The 26,976-nt window shown below is 74.0% G+C and carries 22 protein-coding genes and 1 pseudogene; 5 read left to right on the top strand and 18 right to left on the bottom strand.

Features of this window, described 5'->3' with window-relative positions; translation table 11 throughout:
- Positions 1 to 44 precede the first annotated feature (44 nt).
- The 8 genes from ACZ4WZ_RS27660 to ACZ4WZ_RS27625 form a co-directional block, all read right to left on the bottom strand.
- Positions 45 to 1,064, bottom strand: coding sequence for a proline racemase family protein (locus ACZ4WZ_RS27660; RefSeq protein ID WP_467894419.1), 1,020 nt, complete (start codon positions 1,062 to 1,064; stop codon positions 45 to 47).
- The gene (locus ACZ4WZ_RS27655; protein WP_467894417.1) at positions 1,061 to 2,065 is read right to left on the bottom strand and encodes a proline racemase family protein; all 1,005 of its coding nucleotides are present in this window, start codon (positions 2,063 to 2,065) and stop codon (positions 1,061 to 1,063) included. Before ACZ4WZ_RS27655 ends, ACZ4WZ_RS27660 begins: the two co-directional genes overlap by 4 nt.
- Positions 2,066 to 2,098: 33 nt before the next feature.
- Positions 2,099 to 3,025 carry a dihydrodipicolinate synthase family protein gene (locus ACZ4WZ_RS27650; RefSeq protein ID WP_467894416.1) on the bottom strand — a complete coding sequence of 309 codons (927 nt, stop codon included), beginning with the start codon at positions 3,023 to 3,025 and terminating at the stop codon, positions 2,099 to 2,101.
- Between the two features lie 75 nt (positions 3,026 to 3,100).
- Positions 3,101 to 4,630, bottom strand: a complete 1,530-nt coding sequence (locus ACZ4WZ_RS27645; RefSeq protein ID WP_467894415.1) for an FAD-dependent oxidoreductase — start codon at positions 4,628 to 4,630, stop codon at positions 3,101 to 3,103.
- Positions 4,611 to 4,922, bottom strand: a complete 312-nt coding sequence (locus ACZ4WZ_RS27640; RefSeq protein ID WP_388938466.1) for a (2Fe-2S)-binding protein — start codon at positions 4,920 to 4,922, stop codon at positions 4,611 to 4,613. Before ACZ4WZ_RS27640 ends, ACZ4WZ_RS27645 begins: the two co-directional genes overlap by 20 nt.
- A 199-nt stretch (positions 4,923 to 5,121) precedes the next feature.
- Complete coding sequence (locus ACZ4WZ_RS27635) at positions 5,122 to 6,285, bottom strand: NAD(P)/FAD-dependent oxidoreductase (protein WP_467894414.1); 1,164 nt, start codon at positions 6,283 to 6,285, stop codon at positions 5,122 to 5,124.
- 93 nt (positions 6,286 to 6,378) lie between these two features.
- Entirely contained in the window at positions 6,379 to 8,775 is a 2,397-nt protein-coding gene (locus ACZ4WZ_RS27630; RefSeq protein ID WP_467894412.1) for a collagenase, read from the bottom strand.
- Positions 8,776 to 8,916: 141 nt separating this feature from the next.
- Positions 8,917 to 9,078 carry a hypothetical protein gene (locus tag ACZ4WZ_RS27625; RefSeq protein WP_467894411.1) on the bottom strand — a complete coding sequence of 54 codons (162 nt, stop codon included), beginning with the start codon at positions 9,076 to 9,078 and terminating at the stop codon, positions 8,917 to 8,919.
- Positions 9,079 to 9,110: 32 nt separating this feature from the next.
- Here ACZ4WZ_RS27625 and ACZ4WZ_RS27620 point away from each other — a divergent pair.
- A pseudogene (locus tag ACZ4WZ_RS27620) lies at positions 9,111 to 9,533 on the top strand (M24 family metallopeptidase); the annotation flags it as partial.
- Between the two features lie 108 nt (positions 9,534 to 9,641).
- Here ACZ4WZ_RS27620 and ACZ4WZ_RS27615 read toward each other — a convergent pair.
- Positions 9,642 to 10,547, bottom strand: coding sequence for a LysR family transcriptional regulator (locus ACZ4WZ_RS27615; protein WP_467894409.1), 906 nt, complete (start codon positions 10,545 to 10,547; stop codon positions 9,642 to 9,644).
- Positions 10,548 to 10,651: 104 nt separating this feature from the next.
- Between ACZ4WZ_RS27615 and ACZ4WZ_RS27610 the strand changes: the two genes are divergently transcribed.
- The gene (locus tag ACZ4WZ_RS27610) at positions 10,652 to 11,398 is read left to right on the top strand and encodes an SDR family NAD(P)-dependent oxidoreductase (RefSeq protein ID WP_467894407.1); all 747 of its coding nucleotides are present in this window, start codon (positions 10,652 to 10,654) and stop codon (positions 11,396 to 11,398) included.
- Between the two features lie 60 nt (positions 11,399 to 11,458).
- Here the strand turns inward: ACZ4WZ_RS27610 and ACZ4WZ_RS27605 are convergent, their stop codons facing one another.
- Positions 11,459 to 11,857, bottom strand: coding sequence for a RidA family protein (locus ACZ4WZ_RS27605; RefSeq protein WP_467894405.1), 399 nt, complete (start codon positions 11,855 to 11,857; stop codon positions 11,459 to 11,461).
- Positions 11,854 to 12,978 (bottom strand): acyl-CoA dehydrogenase family protein, encoded by a 1,125-nt coding sequence (locus ACZ4WZ_RS27600; protein WP_467894469.1) that lies wholly within the window; start codon positions 12,976 to 12,978, stop codon positions 11,854 to 11,856. Before ACZ4WZ_RS27600 ends, ACZ4WZ_RS27605 begins: the two co-directional genes overlap by 4 nt.
- A gap of 135 nt (positions 12,979 to 13,113) precedes the next feature.
- Between ACZ4WZ_RS27600 and ACZ4WZ_RS27595 the strand changes: the two genes are divergently transcribed.
- From ACZ4WZ_RS27595 to ACZ4WZ_RS27585, 3 genes are all read left to right on the top strand, one after another.
- Positions 13,114 to 14,733, top strand: a complete 1,620-nt coding sequence (locus ACZ4WZ_RS27595; protein WP_467894403.1) for an AMP-binding protein — start codon at positions 13,114 to 13,116, stop codon at positions 14,731 to 14,733.
- A 4-nt stretch (positions 14,734 to 14,737) separates the two neighbouring features.
- The gene (locus ACZ4WZ_RS27590) at positions 14,738 to 15,538 is read left to right on the top strand and encodes a PaaX family transcriptional regulator (RefSeq protein ID WP_467894401.1); all 801 of its coding nucleotides are present in this window, start codon (positions 14,738 to 14,740) and stop codon (positions 15,536 to 15,538) included.
- A gap of 252 nt (positions 15,539 to 15,790) precedes the next feature.
- Complete coding sequence (locus tag ACZ4WZ_RS27585; RefSeq protein ID WP_467894399.1) at positions 15,791 to 16,630, top strand: GNAT family N-acetyltransferase; 840 nt, start codon at positions 15,791 to 15,793, stop codon at positions 16,628 to 16,630.
- A 1-nt stretch (position 16,631) separates the two neighbouring features.
- Here the strand turns inward: ACZ4WZ_RS27585 and ACZ4WZ_RS27580 are convergent, their stop codons facing one another.
- The 7 genes from ACZ4WZ_RS27580 to ACZ4WZ_RS27550 form a co-directional block, all read right to left on the bottom strand.
- Positions 16,632 to 18,929: a bifunctional salicylyl-CoA 5-hydroxylase/oxidoreductase gene (locus ACZ4WZ_RS27580; protein WP_467894397.1), complete on the bottom strand. Its 2,298-nt coding sequence runs from the start codon at positions 18,927 to 18,929 to the stop codon at positions 16,632 to 16,634.
- A gap of 4 nt (positions 18,930 to 18,933) precedes the next feature.
- On the bottom strand, positions 18,934 to 19,761 hold the full coding sequence (locus ACZ4WZ_RS27575; protein WP_467894395.1) for an enoyl-CoA hydratase family protein: 828 nt from the start codon (positions 19,759 to 19,761) through the stop codon (positions 18,934 to 18,936).
- A 110-nt stretch (positions 19,762 to 19,871) separates the two neighbouring features.
- Entirely contained in the window at positions 19,872 to 20,882 is a 1,011-nt protein-coding gene (gene argF, locus ACZ4WZ_RS27570; protein WP_467894393.1) for an ornithine carbamoyltransferase, read from the bottom strand.
- 84 nt (positions 20,883 to 20,966) lie between these two features.
- Positions 20,967 to 22,193, bottom strand: coding sequence for an arginine deiminase (locus tag ACZ4WZ_RS27565; RefSeq protein WP_467894391.1), 1,227 nt, complete (start codon positions 22,191 to 22,193; stop codon positions 20,967 to 20,969).
- A 55-nt stretch (positions 22,194 to 22,248) separates the two neighbouring features.
- Positions 22,249 to 22,716, bottom strand: a complete 468-nt coding sequence (locus tag ACZ4WZ_RS27560) for a hypothetical protein (RefSeq protein ID WP_467894390.1) — start codon at positions 22,714 to 22,716, stop codon at positions 22,249 to 22,251.
- Positions 22,717 to 22,913: 197 nt separating this feature from the next.
- Positions 22,914 to 25,487, bottom strand: coding sequence for a polynucleotide kinase-phosphatase (locus tag ACZ4WZ_RS27555; RefSeq protein ID WP_467894389.1), 2,574 nt, complete (start codon positions 25,485 to 25,487; stop codon positions 22,914 to 22,916).
- Positions 25,484 to 26,974 carry a 3' terminal RNA ribose 2'-O-methyltransferase Hen1 gene (locus ACZ4WZ_RS27550; RefSeq protein WP_467894388.1) on the bottom strand — a complete coding sequence of 497 codons (1,491 nt, stop codon included), beginning with the start codon at positions 26,972 to 26,974 and terminating at the stop codon, positions 25,484 to 25,486. Before ACZ4WZ_RS27550 ends, ACZ4WZ_RS27555 begins: the two co-directional genes overlap by 4 nt.
- Between the last annotated feature and the right edge of the window lie 2 nt (positions 26,975 to 26,976).

The following is a 26,976-nucleotide window of genomic DNA, read 5'->3' as shown; positions in this document are numbered from 1 at the left end:
CGGGAGCGCGGCTCCGGGGCCCCCGGGCGGGACGGGCGGGAGCGTCACAGCAGGAAGCCCGCGCCGAGGGCGTCGTACGGGTCGACGGTGAAGAGGTGCTCGCCGGTGCGGTAGGCCGTACCGGTCACCTCGGTGACCCCGTCCCCCAGGAACCGCCCGGTGAAGACGGTGCCGGTCACCGACTCGTGCAGCAGGTCCTCCCCCGCCCCGAGCCGGCCGTCCTCCGCCAGCAGCGCGAGCCGGGCGGAGGTGCCGGAGCCGCAGGGCGAGCGGTCGGTCTGCCCGTCGGCGAAGACGGTGACGTTGCGCTGGTGCGGCCCGAAGGGGGTGTCGGGCAGCTCCTCGTGGAGGATCACCCCGTACACGCCCGACAGCAGCGGCCCGCCCGGGTGCCAGGTCGCGGGGTGGGTGGCCAGCGCGGCGCGGATCTCCCGCCCGGCGCGCACCAGGGACGGCAGCGCGGCCCGGGTGACCTCCAGGCCGAGGTCGCGTGCGGCAACGGAGGCGTAGCAGGCCCCGGCGTGCGCGATGTCCACCTCCGCGATGCCGAGGGTGGTGGCGACCGGGACCTTGCGGGCGGCGACCCGGGCCGGGACGTTGCGGAAGGTGACCCCGGTGGTGCGGCCCTGCGCCCGGTGGACGGTGGCGGTGACCCGGCCCGAGGGTACGTCGATGCGCACCTGGGCGTCCCCGTCGTCGGGGGCCGCGACCCGCCCGGTGTCCACGGCCCAGGCGCCGAGCGCCATGGTGCCGTGGCCGCAGGCGGTGGAGTAGCCGTCCTTGTGCCAGAAGAGCACCCCGAGGTGGGCCCCGTCGTCGTCCGGGGGCACGACGAACCCGCCGTACATCCCGGCGTGCCCGCGCGGTTCCTGTACGAGCATCCTCCGTACGTCGTCCAGCGGGCCCCGGCGCGGCGCGGTCCCGGAGCCGCCGGGGCCGATGGCCGTGGCGCAGCGCTCGGCGACGGTGTCCCCCGGGACGGGGGGCATCCCGTCGGGGGCGGTGTCGACGATGCGGAAGGGCTCCCCCGCCGTGTGGTAGTCGGTGGTGCGGACGGCGGTCACAGCAGGAACCCTCCGGGGAAGGGGTCGGTCGGGTCGAGGAAGTACTGGGCGGTGCCGGTGATCCAGGCCCGGCCGGTGACGGTGGGGACCACGGCCGGGTGTCCGCCGACCGTGCTCTCGCCGACGAGCCGGCCCGTGAACTCGGTGCCGATGAACGACTCGTTGACGAAGTCCGTGCCGAGCGGCAGCAGCCCCCGGGCGTGCAGCTGGGCCATGCGCGCGCTGGTCCCCGTACCGCAGGGCGAGCGGTCGAACCAGCCGGGGTGGATGGCCATGGCGTGCCGGGAGCGGCGGGCGTCGGAGCCGGGAGCGGCGAGGTAGACGTGCTTGACCCCGGCGATGGAGGGGTTCTCGGGGTGGACGGGGCGGTCGGGGCCGGCGTTGACCGCGTCCATGACCGCGAGCCCCGCCGCGATCAGGTCGTCCTTGCGGGCCCGGTCGAAGGGGAGCCCGAGGGCGTCGAGTTCGACGAAGGCGTAGAAGTTGCCGCCGTAGGCGAGGTCGTAGGTGACCGTACCGAAGCCGGGGACCTCGGCCTTCAGATCCAGGCCCACGCAGAAGGAGGGGACGTTGGTGAAGGTGACGGCGGTGGCCGCTCCGTCCTCGACGCGTACGTCGACGCTCACCAGTCCGGCCGGGGTGTCGAGCCGGACCGTGGTGACCGGCTCGACGGCCGGGACCATGCCGGTCTCGACCAGGACCGTCGCCACCCCGATCGTGCCGTGCCCGCACATGGGCAGCAGACCCGACACCTCGATGTAGAGCACGCCGAAGTCGGCGTCGGGCCGGGTGGGGGGCTGGAGGAGGGCGCCGCTCATCGCCGCGTGGCCGCGCGGCTCGTACATGAGCAGGGTACGGACGTGGTCCATGTGCTCCATGAAGTGGAGCCGCTTGTCGGCCATGGTGGCGCCGGGGATCACCCCGACTCCCCCGGTGATCACCCGGGTGGGCATGCCCTCGGTGTGGGAGTCCACCGCGTGGTAGATGTGGCGCGTGCGCATTCCGGTTCCCTCCGTCGTCCCCTCCCGGGGGACCTAGTTGAGTCCTTCGGCCAGGGCCTTCTCGGTGGCGGCGCGCACGGCGGCCTCGGTCTCCCCGGTGAGGGGGAAGCGGGGCGGCCGGGTGGCGCCGCCGGGGCGTCCGGCGAGGTCCATGGAGAGCTTGATGGCCTGGACGAACTCGGTCTTGGAGTCCCAGCGGAGCAGGGAGTGCAGGGACTTGTAGAGCGGCAGGGCGGTGGCGAGGTCGCCGGCGACGGCGGCCCGGTACAGGGTGGCGCAGGACTGCGGAAGGGCGTTGGGGTAGCCGGCGATCCAGCCGACGGCGCCCGCGAGGGCCAGTTCCAGCAGGACGTCGTCGGCGCCGATGAGCAGGTCGAGGCCGGGGGCGAGTTCGGCGATCTCGTAGGCCCGGCGGACGTCGCCGCTGAACTCCTTGACCGCGACGATGCTGCCGTCGGCGTGGAGGCGGGCGAGGAGGGAGGGTGTCAGGTCCACCTTGGTGTCGTACGGGTTGTTGTAGGCGACCACCGGCAGGCCCGAGCGGGCGACCTCCGCGTAGTGGGCGCGTACGGTCTCCTCGTCGGCGCGGAAGGCGTTGGGGGGCAGGAGCAGGACGGAGCCCGCTCCGGCCTCGGCGGCCTGGTCGGCCCAGCGGCGGGCTTCGGCGCTGCCGTACGCGGCCACGCCGGGCATGACGCGGGCTCCGTCGCCGGCGGCCTCGACGGCGGTACGGACGACGCGGGCGCGCTCCTCGTCGGTGAGGGTCTGGTACTCGCCGAGGGAGCCGTTGGGGACGACGCCGTCGCAGCCGTTGGCGATGAGCCAGGCGACGTGTTCGGCGTAGGCGTCGTAGTCGACGGTGAGGTCGGCGCGCAGGGGCAGGGCGGTGGCGACCATGATGCCGTGCCAGGGGCGGGTGCGGGTGTCGGGGCGGGGCGCGGGGGTGGGCGCGTGGTTCATGAGGGGGCTCCCTAGTGTGGTGTGTGACATTTTACTAGCGGGTGTGAGGTGGCCACAAGGGTCCGGGGGGACCGATCAGCGGCCGGGGGCGGGAAGTTGGCCGCCCGAAGGGGGCCCGCCCGGGGAAGGACCGTCCGAGGGGGAACCGTTCGAGGGGGAGCCGTTCCGCGGGGCCGTCCGCTCCAGGCCGGCCAGGTGGCGCAGCGGAACCGGGCAGGACAGCGGGCGCCGGTCCGGTACGGCGGCCTCCCCCGCCAGGGCGGCCACGGCCGGACCGCACATCCGGCCCTGGCACCAGCCCATTCCGGCCCGGGTGAGCAGTTTGACCGTACGGGCGTCCCGCGCGCCCAGGTCCCGGGCGGCCTCGCGGATCCGGCCCGCCGGGACCTCCTCGCAGCGGCACACATCGGTCTCCTCGCGCAGCCAGCCGGTCCAGCCGGAGCCGGGGCGGTGGGCGGCGGCCATGGCGTCGGCGAAGGCGCGCAGCCGGGCGCGACGGCGGACCAGGGCGGCCGGGACGGGCCGTCCGGCGATCGCGTGGGCGGCGATCTCCCCTTCGGCGAGCGCCAGTTCGGCGCCGCCGATGCCCCCGGTCTCCCCCGCCGACCAGACGCCGGGAACGGACGTGCGCTGCGCCGCGTCCAGTTCCAGGGCGGCCGTGCCGTCGGGGCAGCGGCGGGTGGCGCAGCCGAGTCCGGTGGCCAGCTCCAGCTGCGGAACCAGGCCGTGTCCCACCGCGAGGGCGTCGCAGGGGATCCGGCGGGCGGTGCCGGGCAGCGGGCGCCAGTCCTCGTCGAGCCGGGTCACGGTGACCGCCTCGACCCGGCCGGCGCCGTGCGCCTCGGTGACGGCGTGCCGGGTCAGCAGGCGGATGCCGTGGCGCAGCAGGGCGCCGCCGTACGTGGCGCCTTCGGCGAGTTTGGCGGGGTTGCGCAGGAGGGCGGGCGTCCGGGGGGCGTACGCGGTGTAGGAGGCGGCCTCGACGACGGCCGGCACGCCCGCTCCGGCGGCGGCGAGGGAGCCGGCCACGGCGAGGAGGAGGGGGCCCGAGCCGGCGACGACGACGCGGCGGCCGGGCAGGACGAGGTTGTTCTTGAGCATGGCCTGCGCTCCGCCGGCGCCGACGACCCCGGGCAGCGTCCAGCCGGGGAAGGGCAGCTGCCGTTCGTAGGCGCCGGTGGCGAGGAGGACGTGGCGGGCGCGGCGGGTCGCGGGCGCCTCGTCGGGGCCGTGGCCGGCCACCGCGTGCAGGGCCCAGGTGCCGGCGGGTGCGGGGACCACCGTCCAGACGTGGTGCCCGGGGAGATAGGTGACGCGGCCCGCCGCCTCGTGGGCGCGCAGGGCGGCTTCGCGGGTGGCGAAGGCCCGCCAGCCGTGGTGCAGGGCCTGGGGGCGGGTGGCGCCGAGGGCGGGGGCGGGGTGGCGGTAGTACTGGCCGCCGGGGCGGTCGGCGGCGTCGAGGAGGACGACGCGCAGGCCGAGGCGGGCCGCGGTGACGGCGGCGGCCAGGCCGGCGGGGCCGGCGCCGATGACGGCGAGGTCGGCCAGGTCGGCGGCTGCGCCCGCGCCGGCGGGGGTGGCGCGGTCAGACGGCGAGGTCGGCATGGCCGGTGCCCTCCTGGGTGGTGACGGTGTCTCCGGGGCGGGCGGGGACGAGGCAGGCCCGCTGGTTGGGGCGGCCGTTGACGGTGACGAGGCAGTCGTAGCAGGCGCCGATCCCGCAGAAGGCCCCGCGGGGAGCGCCGCCCTCACGGGTGGTGCGCCACGCGAGGATCCCGGCGGACCACAGGACGGCGGCGATGGACTGGCCCTCCTGGGCCGGGAGTTCGCGGCCGTCGAAGCTGATCGGGTGGGCGGCCGCCGGGCTGCCGCCCACCAGCTCGCGGGGGCTGCGCATCAGGGTCTCCTCGGGGGTGCGGTCGCCCTGGCCGGGCGGGGTGGGGCGGGGCCGGGGGGCGGTGCGGTCGCCCTGGCCGGGCGGGGTGGGGCGGGGCTGCGGGGCCGGGGCGGGGTGTCCTACGGGGCGGGCTTCGATGTTCGCCGCCCGGTCGGGATACCGCCACGACCGGGCGGCGGCGCGCCGGGTTCGTGCCGTGTCAGTCCCGGACGGCGTCCCACCCCGTCCCCGGCGGCTCCGGCGGCCGCGGGAAGCGGTCCGGGCGGAAGGGGGCGATGGGGAGGCGGGGTTCGGTGCCGGTGAGGGCGGCGGCTATCAGGGCGCCCGTGGCCGGGGCCAGGCCGATGCCCGCGCCCTCGTGGCCGCAGGCGTGGAGGAGCCCCGGCACCCGGGGGTCGGGGCCGATGGCCGGGAGGTGGTCCGGGAGGTAGGGGCGGAAGCCGTGGTAGGTACGGATCACCTTGACGTCCGCGAGTACCGGGAACAGGGCTGCCGCTTGGGAGGCCAGCCGGCGCAGGGCCTCGGCGGAAAGGGTGCGGTCGAAGCCGACGCGTTCGCGGGTGGCACCGATGAGGACCGGGCCCGACGGGGTGCCCTCCACCACGGCCGAGGACTGGAGGGCCGCCGAGTCGCTGGCCACGTCGGCGATGTAGTCGGCCGCGTAGACCTTGTGGCGGACCACGCGGGGCAGGGGTTCGGTGACCAGTACGAAGCCCCGGCGGGGGAGGACGGGGAGGGCCGTGCCGGCCAGGGAGGCGATGGCACCGGCCCAGGTGCCCGCCGCGTTGACCACGGCCGGCGCCCTGAGGGTGCGCCGGGAGGTGCGCACCCCCTGGACCGTCCCGGACTCCAGCAGGAGTTCGGTGACCTCTTCGCCCAGGTACAGGGTGGCGCCCGAGGCGGCCAGGAGGTGGGCCGCCGCCAGGGCGGGCTGGACCTGGGCGTCCTGGGGGTAGTGGAAGCCGCCCGCCAGGCCCGGGGCGAGGTGGGGCTCCAGGTCGTGCAGGGCGTCCGGTCCCACCTCGGCGGCGATGACCCCCGCGGCGCGCTGGCCTTCGGCGAAGTCGCGCAGGGCCTTGAGGGTCGCCGGGTCGGGGGCGACCACCAGGCCGCCCTTGGGTTCGTACTCGACCGCTCGGGGAAGTTCGGCGCGGAGGTCGCGCCAGAGCTCCGTCGAGAGGAGGGCGAGGCCGAGCTCGGGGCCCGGCTCCTTGTCGGAGACGAGCAGGTTGCCCTCCCCCGCGCCGGTGGTGCCGCCGGCGACGGGCCCCCGGTCCACCACCGCCACGGACAGACCGGAGCGGCTCGCGTAGTACGCGCACGCGGCTCCGACGACGCCGGCGCCAATGATCACGACGTCCATGGTCAGTAATATGTCACATTCTTTTGAAGGTGCCTAGGGTGGGCCCGGCCGGCCCCGCCCCCCGTCAGGTGCGGGGCCGGCCGGACGTGGGTGTCAGCTGCGGAGCGGGCCTTCGCAGCTGTAGGAGGAGGTGGCCGCCGTCTTGTTGCTCCAGATCTCCAGCGGACCGAAGGAACAGTTCATGTCGGCCAGGTTGTTGGAGGCCGCCCCCGCCCGGTCGAGGATGAAGTAGTCGACCGTCTCGGACATGTCCTTGAAGTTCTGGTCGTCGCTGCGCCAGTTCTTCAGGTTCGCGGTGATCCGGCCCGTGCAGGTGAAGCGGCGCTTGCCGGGGTCGCCGTTCTCCACGCAGTCCGGGGTGTTGTAGGTGGCGGCCGCGAAGGAGGACTTCACCGAGGCGAGCGCCGCGTCGCGCAGCCGCTCGTTCGGCGTGAAGGTGGTGTTCGGCACGAAGAGCTGGTCCACCTTGGCGATCTGGGCGTCCAGGAAGCGGTCGTAGTCGCGCTGGAGGTAGGTGTCCGCCCCCAGGCGGTGGCGCCACGCGTCGTAGCCGGCGACGTCGTTGGCCCGCAGGTGGCGGTACATCTCGCGCAGCAGCGAGGGCTTCTCGGTCCACAGGAACTCGAAGAAGGTGCCCGCGTAGCTGTAGAAGCGGAAGCCGTCGCCGTCGTAGGTGGCGTTCAGCAGCTGCTCGACGGTCATGCGGGGGCCGCCGCCGGCGGTGTCGTTGATGATGCTCTTGACCAGGGACTTGCGGACGGCGATGCCGTTGTCGCGGGTGGCGCCGTCGAAGAACTCGGCGGTGCCCTCGTCCATGGCGGTGGTGCGGTCACCCTCGTACCAGGGGCCCTGGCCGAAGAAGCCGGGGACGGCGAAGCGGCCGTTGAGGTAGTGCGTGTACTCGTGGCGGAAGAGCTCTTCGAGGGTGAGGGAGGAGTCCTGCGGGACGCGGCGCTGGTAGGTGTAGAAGGTGCCGCCGTTCTCGATGTAGATGCCGCCGTTGTTGGTGTCGTAGCCCGTCAGGATCGGGTGGTAGTTCTCGTAGTCGGCACGGGAGCCGTAGAGCACGATGTTGAGGGTGCTGTTCGGGTCGCCGGCGAGCGGCTGGTCCGTGCCGAGCACGCGGTGGAACTGGGTCTTGACCTGCTTGCTCGCGTAGTAGAGCTGGTCGACGGTGTTCTTGTCGAGGCCGGTGCGGACCTTGATGGCGCCGTTGTCGTAGGTGTAGGTGTACGGGAAGATCTGCTTCTCGATGTCCTCCTTGCACACCCCGTACGGCTTGCAGGCCTCGTAGAAGTTGAGCCAGGAGACGATCTTCGCCCAGACCTCGGTTCCGAAGCCGGACTTGGCGGGCTCCAGCATGGTGCCGAGGTCGGCGACGACCTGGTCCCGCAGACCCTCGACCTGGCCGAAGCGGGCGTACTCGCTGAGGGCGTCGCGCGCCACCCAGGCGTTGCCGGTGCCCTTCAGGTGGGTGTAGCCGGCGAAGGCCTTGAAGGCCGCGCGGTACGGGGCGTCCCCCGCGACCGCCGCGTGGAAGGCCGTGTCCTGGTTGCCCGGGTAGACGCCCAGGTAGTTGGTGGAGAGGGCGGCGAGGACGGCGCCCGCCCAGCCGGCGTCGAGGTGGGTGGCCGGGTGCGCCGGGTCCATGGTGGCCAGGACCTTCTTGATGAGGCCGAGCTGGTGGTGGCGCAGGCCCGGGCCGGCGGAGTACAGGGCCTCGCGCAGGGTGCGGGCGTTGGAGGGGGTGACGTCGAAGGTCCGAGCGGCGTTGCCGAAGGCGTCGATGGCCTGGCGGATCGCGGCGACGGTGGGGGCGTCGGTGACGTCGATCTCGTCACGGGAGAAGTCGTGGTAGGCGACGGCGTGCAGGTAGGTGAACATCTCCTCCAGGTGCGAGGAGTTACGGCCGTCGTGGGCGGCGGCCAGGCTGGATATGCGGCGGGCGACGGCCTGAACGTGGGCGTCGGACATGACGGGCGCCAGACGGGCGTCCCAGGTCCAGATCAGCCCGCGCAGACAGCCGTCGGCGGTGACGGCCTGGTCGGCGAGGAAGTCGGCGAACTGCTCCGGGGTGAGGTTCTTGATCCCGTCGAGGGTGCAGGGGACGCCCGCGGCGACGCTCTTCGCCGTCGGCGCGGTCAGGGCGGACTCACGGCTCTTCTCCGCGCGTTCGGCGCTCGCGGTGGAACCCGGGGCCTCCACGGCCGGGGCGGCGCCCGGGACCCGGCCGTCGGTGACGGCCTTGCCTCCGGGGGCCGGGGCGGGCGCCGGGGTGAGCGGCTTGGCGTCGGCCAGCCGGTCGACCTCGTCGAAGGGGTTGGGCGCCGCGGTGGTCGCACCCCGCGCGCCGGCGGAGAAGGTGGTGGCCGGGGCGGCCGGGGCGGCCGGGGCGGCGGCCTGGACCGAGGCCTGGCCGGCGGTGGCGAGGAGGGTGACCGCCACGGCGGCGGAGAGGAGAGACGTACGCACAGCTCTGTGCTGGAACACCGATGACTCCTGTTTGGGAGGTGGGGGAAAGGTGCGAACTGCCCTGCGTCACACGGCGTTTGACGGGGATTAACGTGCCGCGGTGTGAGCTGTAACATAGTAATGTGAAATTGCACTGGCAAGACCTAGGCGTACACCAGTTCAGTACTTCTTGAGGGAGCCCCCCGCGACCGACGCCTCCTCCCGCCTGAACACCGGCAGCCACGACCTGCCGGTATCAGCCGAGTTGCCCCGCTTCATGGCGGAGGACTGGGTGGCCACACCGCCGGCCGACACCGCGCGCACGGCCTCGTACGCCGTCACCCCGCCCGCCGCGCCCGGCTCTCCGCGCTCTTCTCTTCGGCCTGCGCGGCCGGACCGAGGGCAACGGCACGGGCTACGACACCATCGCCGCGTCGGGCGCCCACGCGCGCGTACTGCACTGGATCCGCAACGACGGCCGGCTGAACCGCGACGAACTCCTGCTGCCGGAAGCGGGCGTGGAGACCGACACCCTCTACACGGCCGACATCCGAAGGCGCGGGCCGAGACGTACCTCGACGGGGTGCTGGAGGAGGGCCAGGTCCTCACGGTGGAACCCGGGCTCTACCTCCAGCCGGACGGCGAGACGCTTCCGGCCGGGCTGCGCGGCTTCGGGGTGCGCATCGAGGACGACCTGGTCATCTCGGCCGACGGCGCCCGCCTGATGCCGGGCGACCCTGCCGCGCACGGTGGCGGGCATCGAGGAATGGACGGGCACCCTGCTGGACGCCCGCTGAGCCCGCACGGACGGCCTTGCCGGCCGCCCGCCGGTCATCCGCGTGCGCCCCGCCGGCCGCCCTGCCGGACGGGCGCCGGCCCTCCCCGCCGTGCCTGCCGACCGCCGGTCATCGCCCGGGAGCCCTGAGACGGGTCATGAGCTCCTCCAGGAAGCTCTCCAGGTGCGGCGGGTGGGGACCCGGCCGGGTGGCGCAGAACCAGGTCCGGGTCATCGGCCGTTCGCCGATCCGGACCAGGGCCAGGCCGTGCGAGGACGCGTACGGGGCGGCCACCCAGTTCGGCAGCACCGCCGCCCCCTGGCCGCCCGCCACCATCTCGACCACCAGATCGGTCACCACCGGCATGGTGGTGACCCGGCCGGGCCGGGCCCCGGCGGGGATCGGCAGCGGCTCGGCCGGGATGCGCCTCTGGTCGTAGACGTCGTAGAGGACGAGGTCGGCGCCGTCGAAGTCACGGGCGGTCAGGTGCGGGAGCGCCGCCCAGGGGTGGCCGTCGGGCACCACCGCCACCATCTCGTCCTCGAAGAGCCGGGTCAGGGTCACCCGGTCCATCCGCGCGTCCGGCTTGGTGATGAGCGCCACGTCGATCTCGTCCTCGAGCAGGGCCGGGATCGGGGCGTCGTCGGGAACGGTCCCGATCCGCACCTCGATGTCCGGCTCCCGTTCCCGGAAGGCGCGCAGTACGGGCGGCAGCCAGGGGAAGGTGGTGCTGCACTGGGCGGCGAAGCGCACCCGCCGTTCGCGGCCGTCGCGGATGTCCCGCAGGTCGCGGGTGGCCGACTCCAGCTCGCCCAGGACGCGGCGGGCGGTGACGAGCATCCGGCGGCCGGCCGCGTTGGGCACCAGGCGGCGGCCCCGCCGGTCGAAGAGCCGCGTCCCGAGCCGGTCCTCCAGCCGGGTCAGCCGCTGACTCAGGGCGGGCTGGCTGACGTAGAGCCGCTCGGCGGCCGCGGTCAGCGAGCCCGTCTCGGCGGTGGCGTCGAGGAGTTCCAGGTCCCGCAGATCCACATCCATAACGCTGGATTATCCCATGCTCCAATTTCCGTCGTGGTGTTATCGGTTGACGGCTCATACGTTTCTGGTGTCTCCACCGAGCCGACCGAAAGGCACCCACGGACATGACCGACACCACGACCCGCCGCACCGCCCTGATCACCGGATCCTCCAGCGGCATCGGCCTGGACATCGCCCGGGCCTTCCTCGCCGACGGGGCCAACGTGGTCCTGGGCGGCCGCGACCGCGACCGCCTCGCCAAGGCCGCGGCCGGACTGGGACAGCCCGAGCGCACCGCGTGGGCGGCGGGTGACATCGCGGCGAAGGAGACCGGCGAGCTGCTCGTGCGCACCGCGCTGGAGCGCTTCGGCCGCATCGACGTGCTGGTCAACAACGCCGGCACCTTCGCCTCGACGCCCTTCACCGAGGTCACCGAGGAGCAGCTCGACGGCTTCCTCACCGGCAACCTCAAGGGCACCTACCTCACCACCCAGGCCGTGGTGCGGGCCCTGCGCGCCCAGGGCCGGGGCGGCAGCATCGTCAACATCGGCACCGTGCTGGTGGACCACGCGATCGCCGGCTTCCCCGCCTCCGCCCCGATCGTCAGCAAGGCCGGTGTGCACGCGCTGACCACGAGCCTGGCCGCCGAGCTGGCGGCGGACGGCATCCGCGTCAACCTCGTGGCGCCGGGGGTGATCCGCACGCCGCTGCACACCGGAACCGAGGTGGACTCCTTCGGCGGGCTCGCCCTGATGAACCGGATCGGCGAGGTCTCCGAGATCTCCGAGGCGGTGCTGTACCTGGCGGGAGCCGAGTTCGTCACCGGCCACGCGCTGCGTGTGGACGGCGGCCACGTCACCGGCCGCTCCTGACCCCGGCCGCACGCCGGCGGCGGGGCCGGCGGGCGCCCCGGCCGCACGCGGGCGGCGCGCTCAGGGGAGCACCGCGATCCCGTCCAGTTCCAGCTGGGCCTCGGTGTCCCAGAGGCGGACCACCCCGACCACCGCCATCGCCGGGTAGTCGCGGCCCGCGAGGCGGCGCCAGACGCGGCCCAGTTCGGCGGCGTGCGCGCGGTACGCCTCCACGTCCACGGCGTACACCGTCACCCGGGCCAGGTCGGACGGGGCGCCGCCGGCCGCCGCGAGGGCGGTCAGCAGATTGGCCAGGGCGCACTCGAACTGCTCCGGCAGGGTCTGCCCGACCACCTTCCCGGAGCCGTCCAGCGCGGTCTGGCCGGCCAGGAAGACGATCCGCGACCCGGTGGCCGACACGGCGTGGGAGAAGCCGGTGGCCGGGGACAGCTCCGGCGGGTTGAGGCGCTCGGGGCTCATCGCGCCGCCACCCCCCGGTAGAGCTCCTTGGCGATGATGGTGCGCTGCACCTCGCTCGCCCCCTCGTAGATCCTGGGCGCGCGCACCTCGCGGTAGAGGTGCTCCAGCAGATGGCCCCGGCGCAGGGCGGCCGCGCCGTGCAGCTGTACGGCGTGGTCCACCACGTACTGGGCCGTCTCGGTCGCGAGGAGCTTGGCCATGGCGGCGCGGCCGGGGACGTCCGGCGAGCCGCTGTCGTACGCCCCGGCCGCCGCGTACACCAGCAGCCGGGCGGCCTCGGTGCGGGTGGCCATCTCCGCCACCCGGTGCGCGACCGCCTGGAGGTCGGCGAGCACCCCGCCGAAGGCGGTCCGGCCCGCCGTGTGGGCCAGCGTCGCGTCGAGCGCGGCCCGCGCCATGCCGACCGCGAAGGCGCCCACGCTGGGCCGGAAGAGGTTCAGGGTCTCCATCGCGACGCGGAACCCCTGCCCGGGCTCGCCGAGTACGTCCTCGCGGCCGACCGGTACGCCGTCGAAGGCGAGCGAGCCGATCGGGTGCGGGGAGAGCATCTCCAGGGCCTCCCCCGTCAGCCCCGGGCGGTCGGCGGGGACCAGGAAGGCCGTGATGCCCTTGGCTCCGGGGGCTTCGCCCGTACGGGCGAAGACGGTGTAGAAGTCGGCCTCGGGGGCGTTGGAGATCCAGCATTTGGCCCCCGTCAGCCGCCAGCCCGGCCCGTCCGGGGCCGCCGTCAGGGCGAGGGCCGCGGCGTCGGAGCCGGCGCCGGGCTCGCTCAGCGCGAAGGCCGCCACGTGCCGTCCCGCCCGGACCCCCGGCAGCCACCGCTCCCGCTGGGCCGTGCTGCCCGACCGGAGCACCGGGTGGGCCCCGAGCCCCTGGAGGGCCAGGGCCGTTTCCGCCTCCGTGCACCCGTAGGCGAGGGACTCCCGCAGCAGGCACAGCTCCAGCGCCCCCGAGCCGAAGACCCGGTCCAGCAGGCCCAATTCCCCCAGCTCGGCCAGCAGGGGCCGGTTCACCCGTCCGGGCTCGCCCTTCTCGGCGAGCGGCCGGAGCCGCTCGCGCGCCAGGGCGCGCAACCGGCCGCACCATTCCTCTTGTTCCGCCGCGAGCGCGAAGCCGGCCATCCGCATGCCCCCAAGTCCTGTCGACACTCTTATCGCGTCCTGTTGACTGCCGTCACCGTCACGATACGCTCGGAAGGCATTCGCACGGCCGGCTCCACCCCAAAAATCCGGACGTCGCAAGGGGGCGTAACCGCCTTGGAGCTCAAGCCATCCGCTCACGCCGACACCTTTGCCCGCGACCACCTGCCGCCCGCCCACGCCTGGCCGCGGCTCCTGTTCGAGCTGCCCGAACTGGCCTACCCGGACCGGCTGAACTGCGGCGCCGAACTGCTCGACGCCACCGTCGAGCGCTTCGGGCCGGACCGGCCCGCCTTCCGCGACGGCGCCGGCGGGGTGTGGTCGTACGGGGAGCTCCGTGAGCGCGTCGACGCCCTCGCCCACGTCCTCACCATCGACCTCGGCGTCGTCCCCGGCAACCGGGTCCTGCTGCGCGGCCCCACCGGTCCCTGGCTCGCGGCCTGCTGGCTGGCCGTGATGAAGGCGGGCGCGGTGGCCGTCACCGTCCTGGCCCAGCAGCGCGCCCAGGAACTGGCCACGGTGTGCTCCATGGCCGAGGTGCGGCACGCCCTGTGCCATGTGAGCGCCCTCGACGACCTCGCCCGGGCCGAGGTACCCGGACTGCGGATCACCCCGTACGGCGGCGCGGGCGCGGACGACCTGCTGCGGCTCGCCGAGGCGCACACCGCGCCCTTCCCCGCCGTCGACACCTCCGCCGACGATGTCGCGCTGATCGCCTTCACCTCCGGGACCACCGGGCGCCCCAAGGGCTGCATGCACTTCCACCGCGACCTCCTCGCCGTCGCCGACACCTTCTCCCGCAACGTCCTGCGGCCCCGCCCCGACGACGTGTTCGCGGGCAGTCCGCCGCTCGGGTTCACCTTCGGCCTCGGCGGGCTGGTCGTCTTCCCGCTGCGCGCCGGCGCCTGCGCGCTGCTGCTGGAGCGGGCCACGCCCCGGACGCTGCTGCCCGCGCTCGCCGAGCACCGGGTCACGGTGCTGTTCACCGCGCCCACCGCGTACCGGTCGATGCTGGACACCCTGGGGCCCTACGACACGGGCGCCTACGACCTGTCCGCGCTGCGCCGCTGCGTCTCGGCCGGCGAGAACCTGCCCGCCGCGACCTGGCAGGCCTGGTACGAGCGCACCGGGCTGCGGATCATCAACGGCATCGGCGCCACCGAACTGCTGCACATCTTCATCTCCGCCGCCGACGAGGACATCCGCCCCGGTACCACCGGCCGGGTGGTCCCCGGGTGGGAGGCCCGGGTGGTGGACCCGTCCGGGCGGCCCGTGGCGGACAACGAGCCTGGGCTGCTGGCGGTGCGCGGACCGGTCGGCTGCCGCTATCTCGCCGACCCCCGCCAGGGCGAGTACGTCCGGGACGGCTGGAACCTGACCGGCGACACCTACGTCCGGGACCCCGACGGCTACTTCCGCTACGTGGCCCGCGCCGACGACATGATCATCTCCTCGGGTTACAACATCGCGGGCCCCGAGGTGGAAGAGGCCCTGCTGCGCCATCCGGACATCGCGGAGGCGGCGGTCGTCGGCCGTCCGGACGAGCGGCGCGGGCAGGTCGTGGTGGCCTACACCGTGCCGCGCGACGGCGCGGTGCTGACGGAGGAAGCCCTGCGGACCTTCATGAAGGGGGAGCTCGCCCCGCACAAGTGCCCGCGCTCCTTCGTCTTCCTGCCCGCGCTGCCGCGGACCCCGACCGGCAAACTTCAGCGGTTCCGGCTGCGCGATCTAGAGTGAACCCGTGGTCGAGCAGCACACTCCGCGATCTTTGATCGTCACGTTCTACGGAGCCTACGGGCGGTCCTTCGAAGGGGCCGTCCCGGTATCGGCGCTGGTCCGCCTGCTGGGCGCGGCGGGGGTCGACGCGCCCTCCGTCCGCTCCTCGGTGTCCCGGCTGAAGCGGCGCGGCTTCCTGGTGCCCGCGAAGGCCGCGGACGGCTCGGCCGGATACGAGCTCTCCGAGGAGGCCCGGCTGCTGCTGGAGGACGGGGACCGGCGGATCTACGGAGCCGTGCCGGTGTCCCAGGAGTGGCTGGTCGCCGTCTTCTCCGTCCCGGAGCAGGAGCGGCACAAGCGGCACCTGCTGCGTTCGCGCCTGGCCCGGCTGGGCTTCGGGGCGGTGGCCCCGGGCGTGTGGATCGCACCCGCCCAGCTGGCCGAGGAGACGGGGCACACCCTCGAGCGGCTGCACCTGACCGGGTACGTGGAACTCTTCCGCGGCCCGCATCTCGGTTTCGCCCCGACCGCCGAGGCGGTGGGCCGCTGGTGGGACCTGACGGCCCTGGCCAAGCAGCACGAGGAGTTCCTCGACCGGCACGAACCGGTCCTGCGGGCCCTCCAGACGGGCCCCGAGCCCACTCCCGAGGCCGCCTACCGGGCCTACCTGGCCGCCCTGGACTCCTGGCGGCGACTGCCCTACGCCGACCCCGGGCTGCCGCGGGAGCTGCTCCCGGCGGACTGGCCCGGCGACCGCGCCGCGGCGGTCTTCGCCGAACTCCACGCCCGGCTGCGCGACACGGGCGCCCGCTTCGTGCGTCCGTAGCCGCGCGGGTCCGGTGACCCGGCCGTACTCCGCCTGGATGGGGTGCGTCCCGCTCATGGTTCCTCCTCGTCCCGCGGCTGCCGCCGGCCGGCGGCTGCTCGTGTTCCCAAGATCCCAGCGGCCCGGGCCCCGCTCCTCCCCCGTGCGGGGGGAGCGTCTCCCCCACGCGGGGGAGCGCGCGCCCACCGGCCCCCGGCCTGCTGCGCCGGAAATCCCGGTGCGGCCGGCTCCCCCGGCCCGCCACGATGGGGCATGACATGGACCTTCAGCACTGATCTGGCGGCCTATCTGGCCGCAGCGCGCCCGGCCGTCGCCGCGCAGCCCGTCGTCAACACCAGCCTGCTGACCGTCACCGATGCCCTGGTGCGGCGGGGCCCGCACGCCTTCGGCTCCGCCGACCCCGTCTTCGGCTGGTGGACCGGGGCGGACGGAACCGTCGCCGGGGCCCTGCTGTGCACCCCGCCCTTCCCGCTGCTGCTCGGGGCGCTGCCCGTGGAGGCGGTCCGGGAGCTGGGCTCCGTCTTCGCGTCGGAGCCGCTGCTCCGCGGTGCCCGGGCCCTGAACGCCCGCCGGTCCGACGCGTCGGTGCTGGCCGGGGTGTGGGGAGCGCCGGCCCGCGTCACCGAGGAGCTGCGGCTGTACCGGCTGGACGGGCTCCGCGCCCCGGACCCGGTCCCCGAGGGCCGCGGCCGGCCCGCCGCCAAGGCGGACCTGCCGCTGCTGGTGGAGTGGCTCACGGCGTTCCACCTGGAGTGCGACGAGCCGGGCACCCCCTCCGAGGCCGCCCTGCGCGACCGGATCTCCTACGGCGGCTGCCTCCTCTGGGAGCACGGGGGCGTCCCGGTGTCGGTGGCCGGCTTCTCCCGCCCCCTCGCCGGCGCCTCGCGGATCGGGCCGGTCTACACCCCGCCCGCCGCGCGGGGCCGCGGCTACGCCGCCGGGGTCACGCACGCCGCGAGCGGCGCCGCGTACGCGGCCGGCGCCGCACAGGTGCTGCTCTTCACCGACCTGGCCAACCCCACCAGCAACGGCGTCTACCAGCGCCTCGGCTACACCCCGGTCGAGGACCGCGTCGTGCTGGAGGCGCTCTGATCTACCCCTTGCCGATCGGGGGCCTGCGGCTGCCGGCCCGGTACGGGGCCGGCCACGGCGCGCCGGGGCCCGCGTACCCCTGCTCGGCGGCCGCGTGCAGGGTCCAGTGCGGGTCGTACAGGTGGGGGCGGCCGAGCGCGCACAGGTCGGCGCGGCCGGCCAGCAGCAGGGAGTTGACGTCGTCCCAGGAGGAGATCGCGCCGACGGCGATGACGGGGACGCCGAGCGCGTTGCGGATCCGGTCGGCGTAGGGGGTCTGGTAGGAGCGCCCGTACTCGGGGACCTCGTCCGCGACGACCTGTCCGGTGGAGACGTCGACGGCGTCGGCGCCGTGGGCGGCGAAGGCCGCCGCGATCCGTTCGGCGTCCTCGGGCGTGGTGCCGCCGGGGGCCCAGTCGGTGGCCGAGAGCCGGACCGTCATGGGGCGGTCCTCGGGCCAGACCTCGCGGACCGCGTCGAAGACCTCCAGGGGGAACCGGAGCCGGTTCTCCAGGGGGCCGCCGTAGGCGTCGTCGCGGCGGTTGGTGAGCGGGGAGAGGAACCCGGACAGCAGGTAGCCGTGCGCGCAGTGCAGTTCCAGCAGGTCGAAGCCGCATTCGGCGGCGCGGACGGCGGCCGCCGCGAAGTCGGAGCGGATCGCCGCGAGGTCGGCGGCCTCCAGGGCGCGCGGGACGGCGGAGACCCCGGGCCGGTAGGGCAGGGCGGAGGCGGCGACCAGGGGCCAGTTGCCGTCCGGGAGCGGTTCGTCCATGCCTTCCCACATCAGGCGGGTGGACCCCTTGCGGCCGGAGTGGCCGAGCTGGACGCCGAGGGCCGTACCGGGCGCGGAGGCGTGGACGAAGTCGGCGATCCGTTTCCAGGCGGCCGCCTGCTCCGCGGTCCACAGGCCGGCGCAGCCGGGGGTGATCCGGCCTTCGGCGCTGACGCACACCATCTCGGTCATGACGAGCCCTGCGCCGCCGAGGGCCCGCCCGCCCAGGTGGACGAGGTGGAAGTCGCCGGGCACGCCCTCCCGGGCCGAGTACGTGTCCATCGGCGAGACCACGACGCGGTTGCGAAGGGTGAGTCCTCGCAGGGTGAACGGGGTGAACATGGGCGGGGTTCCCGTGCCGTCCGCGTCCTCGGGGCAGCCGAAGTCGCGTTCCACCGCCCGGGTGAACCGTTCGTCGCGCAGCCGCAGGTTGTCGTGGGTGACGCGGCGGCTGCGGGTGAGCAGGTTGAAGGCGAACTGCCGGGCGGGCTGGTCCACGTATCCGGCGAGCTCCTCGAACCAGCGCATGCTGGCGGCGGCGGCGCGCTGGGTGCTGGCCACGGCCGGGCGCCGTTCCTCCTCGTAGGCGGCGAGGGCGGAGGGGACGTCGGGCCCGCGGTCCAGGGCTTCGGCGAGGGCGAGGGCGTCCTCGACGGCGAGCTTGGTGCCGGAGCCGATGGAGAAGTGCGCGGTGTGCGCCGCGTCGCCGAGCAGCACCACGTTGCCGTGCGACCAGTGCTCGTTGACGACGGTGCGGAAGCGGGTCCACGCCGAGCGGTTGCCGTGCAGCGGCCGGCCCCGCAGTGCCTCGGCGAAGGTCTTGGCGCAGCGGGACGCCGATTCGGCCTCGTCGCACAGGTCGAGGCCCGCCGCCCGCCACACCTCCTCCCGCATCTCCACGATCACGGTCGAGGCACCGGACCCGCCCTGTGGCCCGGCGGGCCCCGAGGAGGGGCGGGCGTACGGGTAGCCGTGCAGCTGCACGACCCCGTGCTCGGTCTCGGCGATCTCGAAGCGGAAGGAGTCGAAGGCGAAGTCGGCGGCGAGCCAGATGTACCGGCAGCGTCCGGGGGTCTCGGTGGGCCGGAAGTGGGCGGCGCCGCGCGCGCGGGTCGCGCTGTGCACCCCGTCCGCCGCGACCACCAGGTCGTACGAGCGGGCCAGTTCGAAGGCGTCGGGGGCCTCGGCGCGGAAGCGGAGCCGGACGCCGAGGCCGGCGCAGCGTTCGTGCAGGATCTCCAGCAGCCGGCGGCGGCCGAGGGCGGCGAAGCCGTGGCCGCCGGAGGTCAGCAGGCGGCCCCGGTGCACGACGTCCACGTCGTCCCAGCGCACGAACTCGGCGCCGAGGGCGGCGTGGACGACGGTGTCGGCCCGTTCGATGCCGCCGAGGGTCTCGTCGGAGAGGACCACGCCGAAGCCGAAGGTGTCGTCGGGGGCGTTGCGTTCCCAGACCTCCACGGTGTGCCCCCGGCGGGCCAGCAGCGCGGCGGCGTACAGTCCGCCCGGCCCGCCGCCGACGACGGCCACCCTCATGGCGCTCGCGGACATGTGGCTACCTGCCCTTCCACTCCGGGGGCCGCTTCGCGGTGAAGGCGGCGTGGAACTCCGCGTAGTCCTGGCCGTTCATCAGCAGGGCCTGGGTGTTGGCGTCCAGTTCCACCGAGGCGGCCAGGGGCATGTCCAGTTCGGCGGTGAGCAGGGCCTTGGTCTGGGCGTGGGCGAGGGCGGGTCCGGCGGCGAGGCGGGCGGCCAGTTCGGCGGCGCGGGCGTCGGCCTTGCCCTCGTCGACCAGTTCGCTGAGCAGGCCGATCCGCTCGGCCTCGGTGGCGCGTACGGGCTCTCCGAGCATCAGCAGCCGGGTGGCGTGGCCGAGGCCGACGACACGGGGCAGCAGGTACGCGGCGCCCATGTCGCCGCCGGACAGGCCGACGCGGGTGAAGAGGAAGGCGAAGCGGGCGGAGGGGTCGGCGATCCGGAAGTCGGCGGCGAGGGCGAGGACGGCGCCGGCGCCGGCGGCCACCCCGTGCACGGCGGCGATGACCGGGAAGGGGCATTCGCGGATCGCGCGGACCACCTGGCCGGTCATCCGGTTGAAGTCGAGGAGCTGGGCGGTGTCCATGGCGAGGGTCGCGCCGATGATCTCGTCCACGTCCCCGCCGGAGCAGAAGCCGCGGCCCTCGCCGGCGAGGACGAGGGCGCGCACGGAACGGGTGCGGGACAGTTCGGCGAGCAGATCGCGCAGGTCGGCGTAGGCGCCGAAGGTGAGCGCGTTCAGCTTCTCGGGGCGGTCGAGGGTGACGGTGGCCACGCCGTCCTGCCGGGTCACCCGCAGGTGGCGCCACCGTTCGGTCGCTGGAGTGGAACCGGTGAAGGGGCTCACGCGGTCGAAGTTATCACCGATCGGTGACTGCCGTCAGAGAAACGCGACAGAAGGCGCCGCGGTTCCGCCCGGCGGGGGCGCACGGGGTCCCCGCCGGGCGGCACGTATGACTATGCGGCGGGCTTGGCCATCGTCGCGACGAGCACGGCCTTGATGGTGTGCAGCCGGTTCTCCGCCTCGTCGAAGACGACGGAGTGCTCGGACTCGAACACCTCGTCGGTCACCTCCAGCGAGTCCAGCCCGTGCCGTTCGTGGACCTCCCGGGCCACCTTGGTGCCCAGGTCGTGGTAGGCGGGCAGGCAGTGCAGGAACTTCACGTCCGGGTTGCCGGTCGCGCGCAGCACGTCCATGGTGACGGCGTACGGGGCCAGCGCCGCGATCCGCTCGTCCCAGACCTCCTTGGGCTCGCCCATCGAGACCCAGACGTCCGTGGCCACGAAATCGGCCTGCGCCACGCCTTCCGCGACCTCCTCGGTCAGGGTGATCCGGGCCCCGCTGGCCGCGGCGAGCTCCCGGGCCCGCGCCGTGACGGCCTCGGCCGGCCAGTACGCCTTCGGCGCGACGACGCGTACGTCCATGCCCAGCAGGGCGCCGGTCACCAGGTAGGAGTTGCCCATGTTGAAGCGGGCGTCGCCCAGGTAGGCGAAGGAGATCCGCTCCAGCGGCTTGGTGCTGTGCTCGGTCATGGTGAGCACGTCGGCGAGCATCTGGGTCGGGTGCCAGTCGTCGGTCAGGCCGTTGAAGACGGGCACGCCGGAGTGGGCGGCCAGCTCCTCGACGGCCTCCTGGCTGTCGCCCCGGTACTCGATGCCGTCGAACATCCGGCCGAGCACCCGCGCCGTGTCCCGGACGGACTCCTTGTGGCCGATCTGGGACCCGGAGGGGTCGAGGTAGACGGTGTGGGCGCCCTGGTCGGCGGCGGCGACCTCGAAGGCGCAGCGGGTGCGGGTGGAGGTCTTCTCGAAGATCAGCGCGAGGTTCTTCCCCTGGAGGAGCCGCCCCTCGGTCCCCGCCTTCTTGGCCGCCTTCAGTTCGGCGGCGAGCTCGACCAGGCCGCGGAACTCGGCGGCGGTGAAGTCGAGCTCCTTGAGGAAACTGCGACCGAAGAGGTCGGTGGCCATGGGGACGCTCCTGGGTGGCGCTGACAGGGGATGCTGGAAGTCTATACGATCCTCCGTATTGCTATACAGAACGGGTGGATCATGTCACACGGGGTCCCGCTCGACGGGGCAGCTCATGCAGCGCGGACCGCCGCGGCCCCGCCCCAGCTCGCTGCCGGGGATCTCGATCACCTCGATCCCCTCCTTGCGCAGGTGGGTGTTGGTGGTGACGTTCCGCTCGTAGGCGACGACCACTCCCGGCTCCACGGCCAGCACGTTGCACCCGTCGTCCCACTGCTCGCGCTCCGCCGAGTGCACGTCCTGCGTGGCCGTGAGCACCCGCACCCCGTCCAGGCCGAGGGCGGAGGCGATGGCCCGGTGCATGTGCTCCGGCGGGTGGTCGCTGACCCGGAGGTCGCTCGCCCCCTCGCCCGGCCGGATCGTGTAGGAGCGCAGCATGCCGAGGCCGGCGTACTGAGTGAACGTATCTGCGTCGACCATCGTCATCACCGTGTCCAGGTGCATGAAGGCCCGCCGCTTGGGCATGTCGAGGGCCACGATGACCGTCGCCGAGCCGGCCGCGAACAGGCCGCGGGCCAGCATCTCCACCGCCTGCGGGGTGGTGCGCTCGCTCATCCCGATCAGTACCGCGCCGTTGCCGATGACCAGGACGTCGCCGCCCTCGATCGTGGACGGGTAGTCCGGCTGGCCCTGCGACCAGTAGTGGAAGGGGCCGGATCCGGTGAAGAGCGGATGGTGCCGGTAGATCGCCTCGAAGTGCACGGTCTCGCGCTGGCGGGCGGGCCAGCGCATGGCGTTGATGGACACCCCGTCGTAGATCCAGGCGGAGGTGTCACGGGTGAAGAGGTGGTTCGGCAGCGGCATGAGCAGGAAGCCGTCCATCTCGAGGGCGTGGAAGCGCACCGAGACCGGCTCGGCGTGCCGCTCCAGGAACTCCCGCTTGGTCATGCCGCCGACGAGCGCCTCCGCGAGGGCCTCCGACGGCAGCCCGTCGAAGACCGCGCGCAGGTGGTCGGTGGCGAGCGGCCCGTACTCCTTCTCGTCGAAGACCCGGTCCAGTACGAGGTGCCGTGCCTCGGTGACGTCGAGGACCTCCCGCAGGAGGTCGCCGAAGAGGTGGACGGACACCCCCCGGTCGCGGAGCACGTCCGCGAAGCCGTCGTGCTCCTGGCGGGCCCGGCGCACCCACAGCACGTCGTCGAAGAGCAGGGCGTCCTTGTTGCTTGGTGTGAGCCGCTTCAGCTCCAGATCGGGCCGGTGGAGGATGACGCGGCGAAGCCGCCCGGTCTCGGAGTCGACGTGGAATCCCATGCCGTACACGTTCCCAGACCAAGCGGCTTTCTGACCTCGCGTCGGCTTTCCCGGCTCAGCGCAGGCCGAGAAGTGCCGTCGGGGTGCCGACGACGTCCGGGACCGACAGGCCCAGGTTCGGGACGGCGAGGTTCGGGATCCCCGAGTTGCTCGCGTCCGGCATCGTCAGCGGGGCACGGACGTTCGCGCCGGGGGTGCGGGTGAGCAGGGTGCTCGCCGAGGACTCGATGAACCCCTCGCCGTCCGTCTTCTGCTCCCCCATCAGGTTGGGCACCGGCGACGTGAGACGGGTGGCCCCGAGGTCGGCGGCGATCGGCACCATCGGGAGCAACGGGGTCGGCAGCAGGTCGCCCCGGTGGAACCGGGGTGCCTCCGGGGCACCGACGAGCGGCACCGGGACCCCCGTCGCCAGCTGTGGGGCGGGCAGCCCCAGCGTGGTCTCCACCGCCTCCAGCGGGACACCCACAGGGACCGAGTCGGCCACGGCCGGGGAGGCCGCGCCGGCCGCGGCCATACAGGTCATGAGCGCCGCAATGCTTCCGCGCGCGGTCATCTTCATAAGTGACGTTCCGTCCTTCCTGGGTCGCGGACACTCCGCTGCCCTGGATGAACGATCCCGCCGGCGCTTTCCCGGGGCTTCCCGGGGAAAGTTCCCCCATACGACCTAATTCGCGGCCGTACGGGGGCCTCCGCTTTACGCCGCGCCTTTACGGACGCCGCTCACAGCCGGGGGTCGACCGGCTCCGACTCCAGCGCGAGCACCGCGAACACCGGCTCGTGGACCCGCCACAACGGCTCCCCCGCCGCCAGCCGGTCCAGCGCCTCCAGACCGAGCGCGTACTCGCGCAGGGCGAGCGAGCGCTTGTGTCCGAGGAACCGGTGGCGCAGCCGCTCCAGCCGGCCGGGACGGGCGTACTCCGGACCGTAGATGATCCTCAGGTACTCGCGCCCGCGGACCTTCAGCCCCGGCTGGACCAGCCGGCCCCTGCCGTCCCGGGCGTACGCCCGGAGCGGTTTGACGACCATGCCCTCGCCGCCCGCGGCCGTGAGCCCCAGCCACCAGTCGGTGCCCTCGCGGACGGACTCCTCGTCGCCGGTGTCCACGTACACGCGGCGGGTCCGGCGCAGCAACGGGCCGCCGGTCCGCTCGTCGGCGTCCGCGAGCCGGTCCAGCCAGGCCAGCTGCTCGTCGTGCGGTACGGCCGCCAGGGACCGGCCCGCCGCCGCGAGCAGCTGGAACGGCGCGAACCGTACGCCGTCCAGCCCGTCGGTGGTCCAGCAGTAGCGCCGGTACGCCTCGGTGAAGGCGGCGGCGTCGGCGGCCCGCCCGCGCTGGCGCTCCAGCAGCGCGCCGGTGTCCACGCCCCTGGCCGCGGCCGCCTCCAGGGCGGCGACGGCCGCCGGGAGGACGGTGCGGGAGGCGGCGCCCACGGCCGCGTACTGGTTGCGCAGCAGGCCGGTGGACTTCAGGGACCAGGGCAGCAGTTCCCCGTCGAGGAGCAGCCACCCGGTGCCGAGTTCCTCCCACAGCCCCGCCCCGTCGACCGCGGCACGCAGCCGGGCGAGGAACTCCTCGGTGATCTGCCGGTCCGGGAAGAAGGGCCGGCCGGTACGGGTGTAGAGGGAGCCGGTGGAGCCGTCCTCGACCCCGAACCGCTCGCGGGCCACGTCCGCGTCCCGGCACAGCAGGACGGTGGCGCGGGACCCCATGTGCTTCTCCTCGCACACCACCCGGGCGATGCCGTCGGCCCGGTACTGGGCGAAGGCCTCGGCGGGGTGCTCCAGGAAGGGCCCGCCGGCGCCGTCCTCCTGGGAGGCGGCCGTCGGCGCCATGGTCGGCGGCAGGTACGGCACCAGCCGGGGGTCCACCGCGAAGCGGCTCATGACCTCCAGGGCCGCGGCCGCGTTCTCCTCGCGGACGCCGACGTTGCCCAGGTGGCGGGTCTCCACGACCCGGCGGCCGTGCACGTCGGACAGGTCGAGCGGGCGCCCCTCGTGGCCTCCGGGCACCTCGGCGGCGAGCGGCTTGACCGGCTCGTACCAGACCTTCTCGGCCGGTACGTCGACCAGTTCGCGCTCCGGCCAGCGCAGGGCGGTCATCCGGCCGCCGAAGACGGCGCCGGTGTCGAGGCAGATGGTGTTGTTGATCCAGGCCGTGTCCGGGACGGGGGTGTGGCCGTAGACCACGACCGCCTTGCCCCGGTAGTCCTCGGCCCACGGGTAGCGCACGGGCAGGCCGAACTCGTCGGTCTCGCCGGTGGTCTCCCCGTAGAGGGCGTGCGCGCGGACCCGGCCGGAGGTGCGGCCGTGGTACTTCTCGGGCAGCCCCGCGTGGCAGACCACGAGCCGGCCGCCGTCGAGGACGTAGTGGCTGACCAGGCCGGCGATGAACTCCCTGACCTCCTCCACGAACTCCTCGCTCTCGCGGGAGAGCTGCTCGACGGTCTCGGCGAGGCCGTGGGTCTGCTGGACCTTGGAACCCTTGAGGTAACGGCCGAGCTTGTTCTCGTGGTTCCCGGGCACGCACAGGGCGTTGCCGGACCTGACCATGCCCATCACCCGGCGCAGCACGCCGGGGCTGTCGGGGCCCCGGTCGACGAGGTCGCCGACGAAGACCGCGGTGCGGCCCGCCGGGTGGACGCCGTCCTCGTAGCCGAGCTCGGCGAGCAGGGTCTCCAGCTCGGAGGAGCAGCCGTGGACGTCACCGATGATGTCGAAGGGGCCGGTGAGGTGCGTGAGGTCGTTGAAGCGCTTCTCCAGCACCACTTCGGCGGAGTCGGCCTCCTCCACCGTGCGCAGGACGTGCACCTTGCGGAAACCCTCGCGTTCCAGGCCGCGCAGGGAGCGGCGCAGCTCGGAGCGGTGCCGCTGGATGACCCGGCGCGGCAGTCCCGCCCGGTCGGGGCGGGCGGCGTTGCGCTCGGCGCAGACCGCCTCGGGCATGTCGAGGACGATCGCGATGGGCAGGACGTCGTGCTCGCGGGCCAGGCGGACGAGCTCGCGGCGGGATTCCCGCTGGACGCTGGTGGCGTCCACGACGGTGAGGCGGCCGGCGGCCAGCCGCTTGCCGGCGATGTGGTGGAGGACGTCGAAGGCGTCCTTGCTGGCGCTCTGGTCGTTCACGTCGTCGGCGACCAGGCCCCGGCAGTGGTCGGAGGAGAGGATCTCGGTGGGCTTGAAGTGCTTGCGGGCGAAGGTGGTCTTGCCCGATCCGGTGGCGCCGATGAGGACGACGAGGGACAGGTCGGTGACGGGAAGTACGCGGTGGGCCGCGCGCTCGGTGGTGGTGCTCATGCTGCCTCGGCCTCCTTCGGGCTCTCGGTGGCGGTGGTGAAGACGGCCATCTGGGTCGGCGCCCCGACCTCGGGGTCCTCGTCCCCGACGGGCACGTGGACGACGGTGTAGCCGTGCCGGGCGGCCACGCTGCCGGTCCAGGCACGGAACTCCTCGCGGGTCCACTCGAAGCGGTGGTCCCGGTGGCGGACGTGCCCGGCGGGCAGGGACTGCCAGCGCACGTTGTACTCGGCGTTCGGGGTGGTGACGAGGACCGTGCGGGGCCTGGCCGCGGCGAAGACGGCGTACTCCAGCGCCGGCAGCCGGGGCAGGTCCACGTGCTCGATCACCTCGCTCAGCACGGCGGCGTCATAGCCGGCCAGCCGCTTGTCGGTGTAGGCGAGCGACCCCTGGAGCAGCCGGACCCGGGAGCTCTGGCGCTCCCCCATCCGCTCCAGCCGCAGCCGCCGGGCGGCCGTCGTCAAAGCCCGCACCGACACGTCGACGCCGACGATCTCGGTGTACGCCGGGTCCTCGAGCAGGGCCTGCACCAGCTGGCCCTGGCCGCAGCCGAGATCGAGCACCCGCTGGGCGCCGGCCTCGCGCAGCGTGCCGAGGATCGCGTCACGCCGTCGCACGGCGAGCGGAACGGACCGCTCCAAGGCGTCCGGAGTCCCGTCGGCCGTGTCCGCGGCGTCGTCGACGGCGTTGTCGAGTTCCGCGGCCTCGCTCCCGTCGGCCTCGGCCAGCCGGGCCAGCTCCAGGCGCTCCATGGCGTCCCGGGTGAGGCGCTTGTGGCGGGCCAGGTAGCGGGCGGTGATGAGCGCGTGCTCGGGGTGCGCGGGCAGCCAGCCGTCCCCGGCGCGCAGCAGCTTGTCGACCTCGTCGGGTGCGATCCAGTAGTGCTTGGCGTCGTCGAGGACCGGCAGCAGGACGTACAGCTGGCGCAGGGCGTCCTCCAGCCGCAGCCGGCCCTCCAGTACGAGCCGCACGTAGCGGCTGTCGCCCCACTCCGGGAACCGCTCGTCCAGCACGATCGGGCCGGTCTCCACCCGGTCCCAGCCCAGCGGCCCGAACAGGCGGCGCACCAGCTCCGGGCCGCCCCGGGCGGGCAGCACCGGGACCTCGATCCGCAGCGGGAGCGGCTGCCCGGGCAGGTCGGGGCGCAGGGCGCACCGGCCCTTGAGGGCGGTGCGGAAGACCGCGCTCAGCGCCACGGCGAGGAGCGAGGAGGCCGCGTACGGGCGGTCGTTGACGTACTGGGCGAGGGCGGCGTCGGGCGTTCCGCCCGACCCCTTGCCCTGACCGCGCCGCACGAGCGCGACGGGGTCCACCTCGAGCAGCAGCGCGGCCGTGCACCGCTCGGCCGTGGCCTCGGGGTAGAACACGTGGGCGGTGCCGTGCGAGGTGGAGAACGCCTGCGCCTTCCCGGGATGCTTGTGCAGCAGAAACCCCAGGTCAGTGGCCGGATTCTCCGTCGTGCCGGTGGTGCTGATCGTCAGGAACATGC

It is taken from the genome of Streptomyces sp. NPDC029122 (genome assembly GCF_055569445.1).
The sequence above is the reverse complement of the archived record's forward strand: the minus strand, read 5'-3'. Positions and strand labels throughout refer to the sequence as shown.

What these genes read in the sequence shown, in the direction of transcription:
- ACZ4WZ_RS27655 (WP_467894417.1), bottom strand. Translation starts at nt 2,065, where the DNA reads ATGCGCACGCGCCACATCTACCACGCGGTGGACTCCCACACCGAGGGC.
- ACZ4WZ_RS27650 (WP_467894416.1), bottom strand. Translation starts at nt 3,025, where the DNA reads ATGAACCACGCGCCCACCCCCGCGCCCCGCCCCGACACCCGCACCCGC.
- ACZ4WZ_RS27645 (WP_467894415.1), bottom strand. Translation starts at nt 4,630, where the DNA reads ATGCCGACCTCGCCGTCTGACCGCGCCACCCCCGCCGGCGCGGGCGCA.
- ACZ4WZ_RS27640 (WP_388938466.1), bottom strand. Translation starts at nt 4,922, where the DNA reads ATGCGCAGCCCCCGCGAGCTGGTGGGCGGCAGCCCGGCGGCCGCCCAC.
- ACZ4WZ_RS27635 (WP_467894414.1), bottom strand. Translation starts at nt 6,285, where the DNA reads ATGGACGTCGTGATCATTGGCGCCGGCGTCGTCGGAGCCGCGTGCGCG.
- ACZ4WZ_RS27615 (WP_467894409.1), bottom strand. Translation starts at nt 10,547, where the DNA reads ATGGATGTGGATCTGCGGGACCTGGAACTCCTCGACGCCACCGCCGAG.
- ACZ4WZ_RS27610 (WP_467894407.1), top strand. Translation starts at nt 10,652, where the DNA reads ATGACCGACACCACGACCCGCCGCACCGCCCTGATCACCGGATCCTCC.
- ACZ4WZ_RS27605 (WP_467894405.1), bottom strand. Translation starts at nt 11,857, where the DNA reads ATGAGCCCCGAGCGCCTCAACCCGCCGGAGCTGTCCCCGGCCACCGGC.
- ACZ4WZ_RS27600 (WP_467894469.1), bottom strand. Translation starts at nt 12,978, where the DNA reads ATGGCCGGCTTCGCGCTCGCGGCGGAACAAGAGGAATGGTGCGGCCGG.
- ACZ4WZ_RS27585 (WP_467894399.1), top strand. Translation starts at nt 15,791, where the DNA reads ATGACATGGACCTTCAGCACTGATCTGGCGGCCTATCTGGCCGCAGCG.
- ACZ4WZ_RS27580 (WP_467894397.1), bottom strand. Translation starts at nt 18,929, where the DNA reads ATGTCCGCGAGCGCCATGAGGGTGGCCGTCGTCGGCGGCGGGCCGGGC.
- argF (WP_467894393.1), bottom strand. Translation starts at nt 20,882, where the DNA reads ATGGCCACCGACCTCTTCGGTCGCAGTTTCCTCAAGGAGCTCGACTTC.
- ACZ4WZ_RS27565 (WP_467894391.1), bottom strand. Translation starts at nt 22,193, where the DNA reads ATGGGATTCCACGTCGACTCCGAGACCGGGCGGCTTCGCCGCGTCATC.
- ACZ4WZ_RS27560 (WP_467894390.1), bottom strand. Translation starts at nt 22,716, where the DNA reads ATGACCTGTATGGCCGCGGCCGGCGCGGCCTCCCCGGCCGTGGCCGAC.
- ACZ4WZ_RS27555 (WP_467894389.1), bottom strand. Translation starts at nt 25,487, where the DNA reads ATGAGCACCACCACCGAGCGCGCGGCCCACCGCGTACTTCCCGTCACC.
- ACZ4WZ_RS27550 (WP_467894388.1), bottom strand. Translation starts at nt 26,974, where the DNA reads ATGTTCCTGACGATCAGCACCACCGGCACGACGGAGAATCCGGCCACT.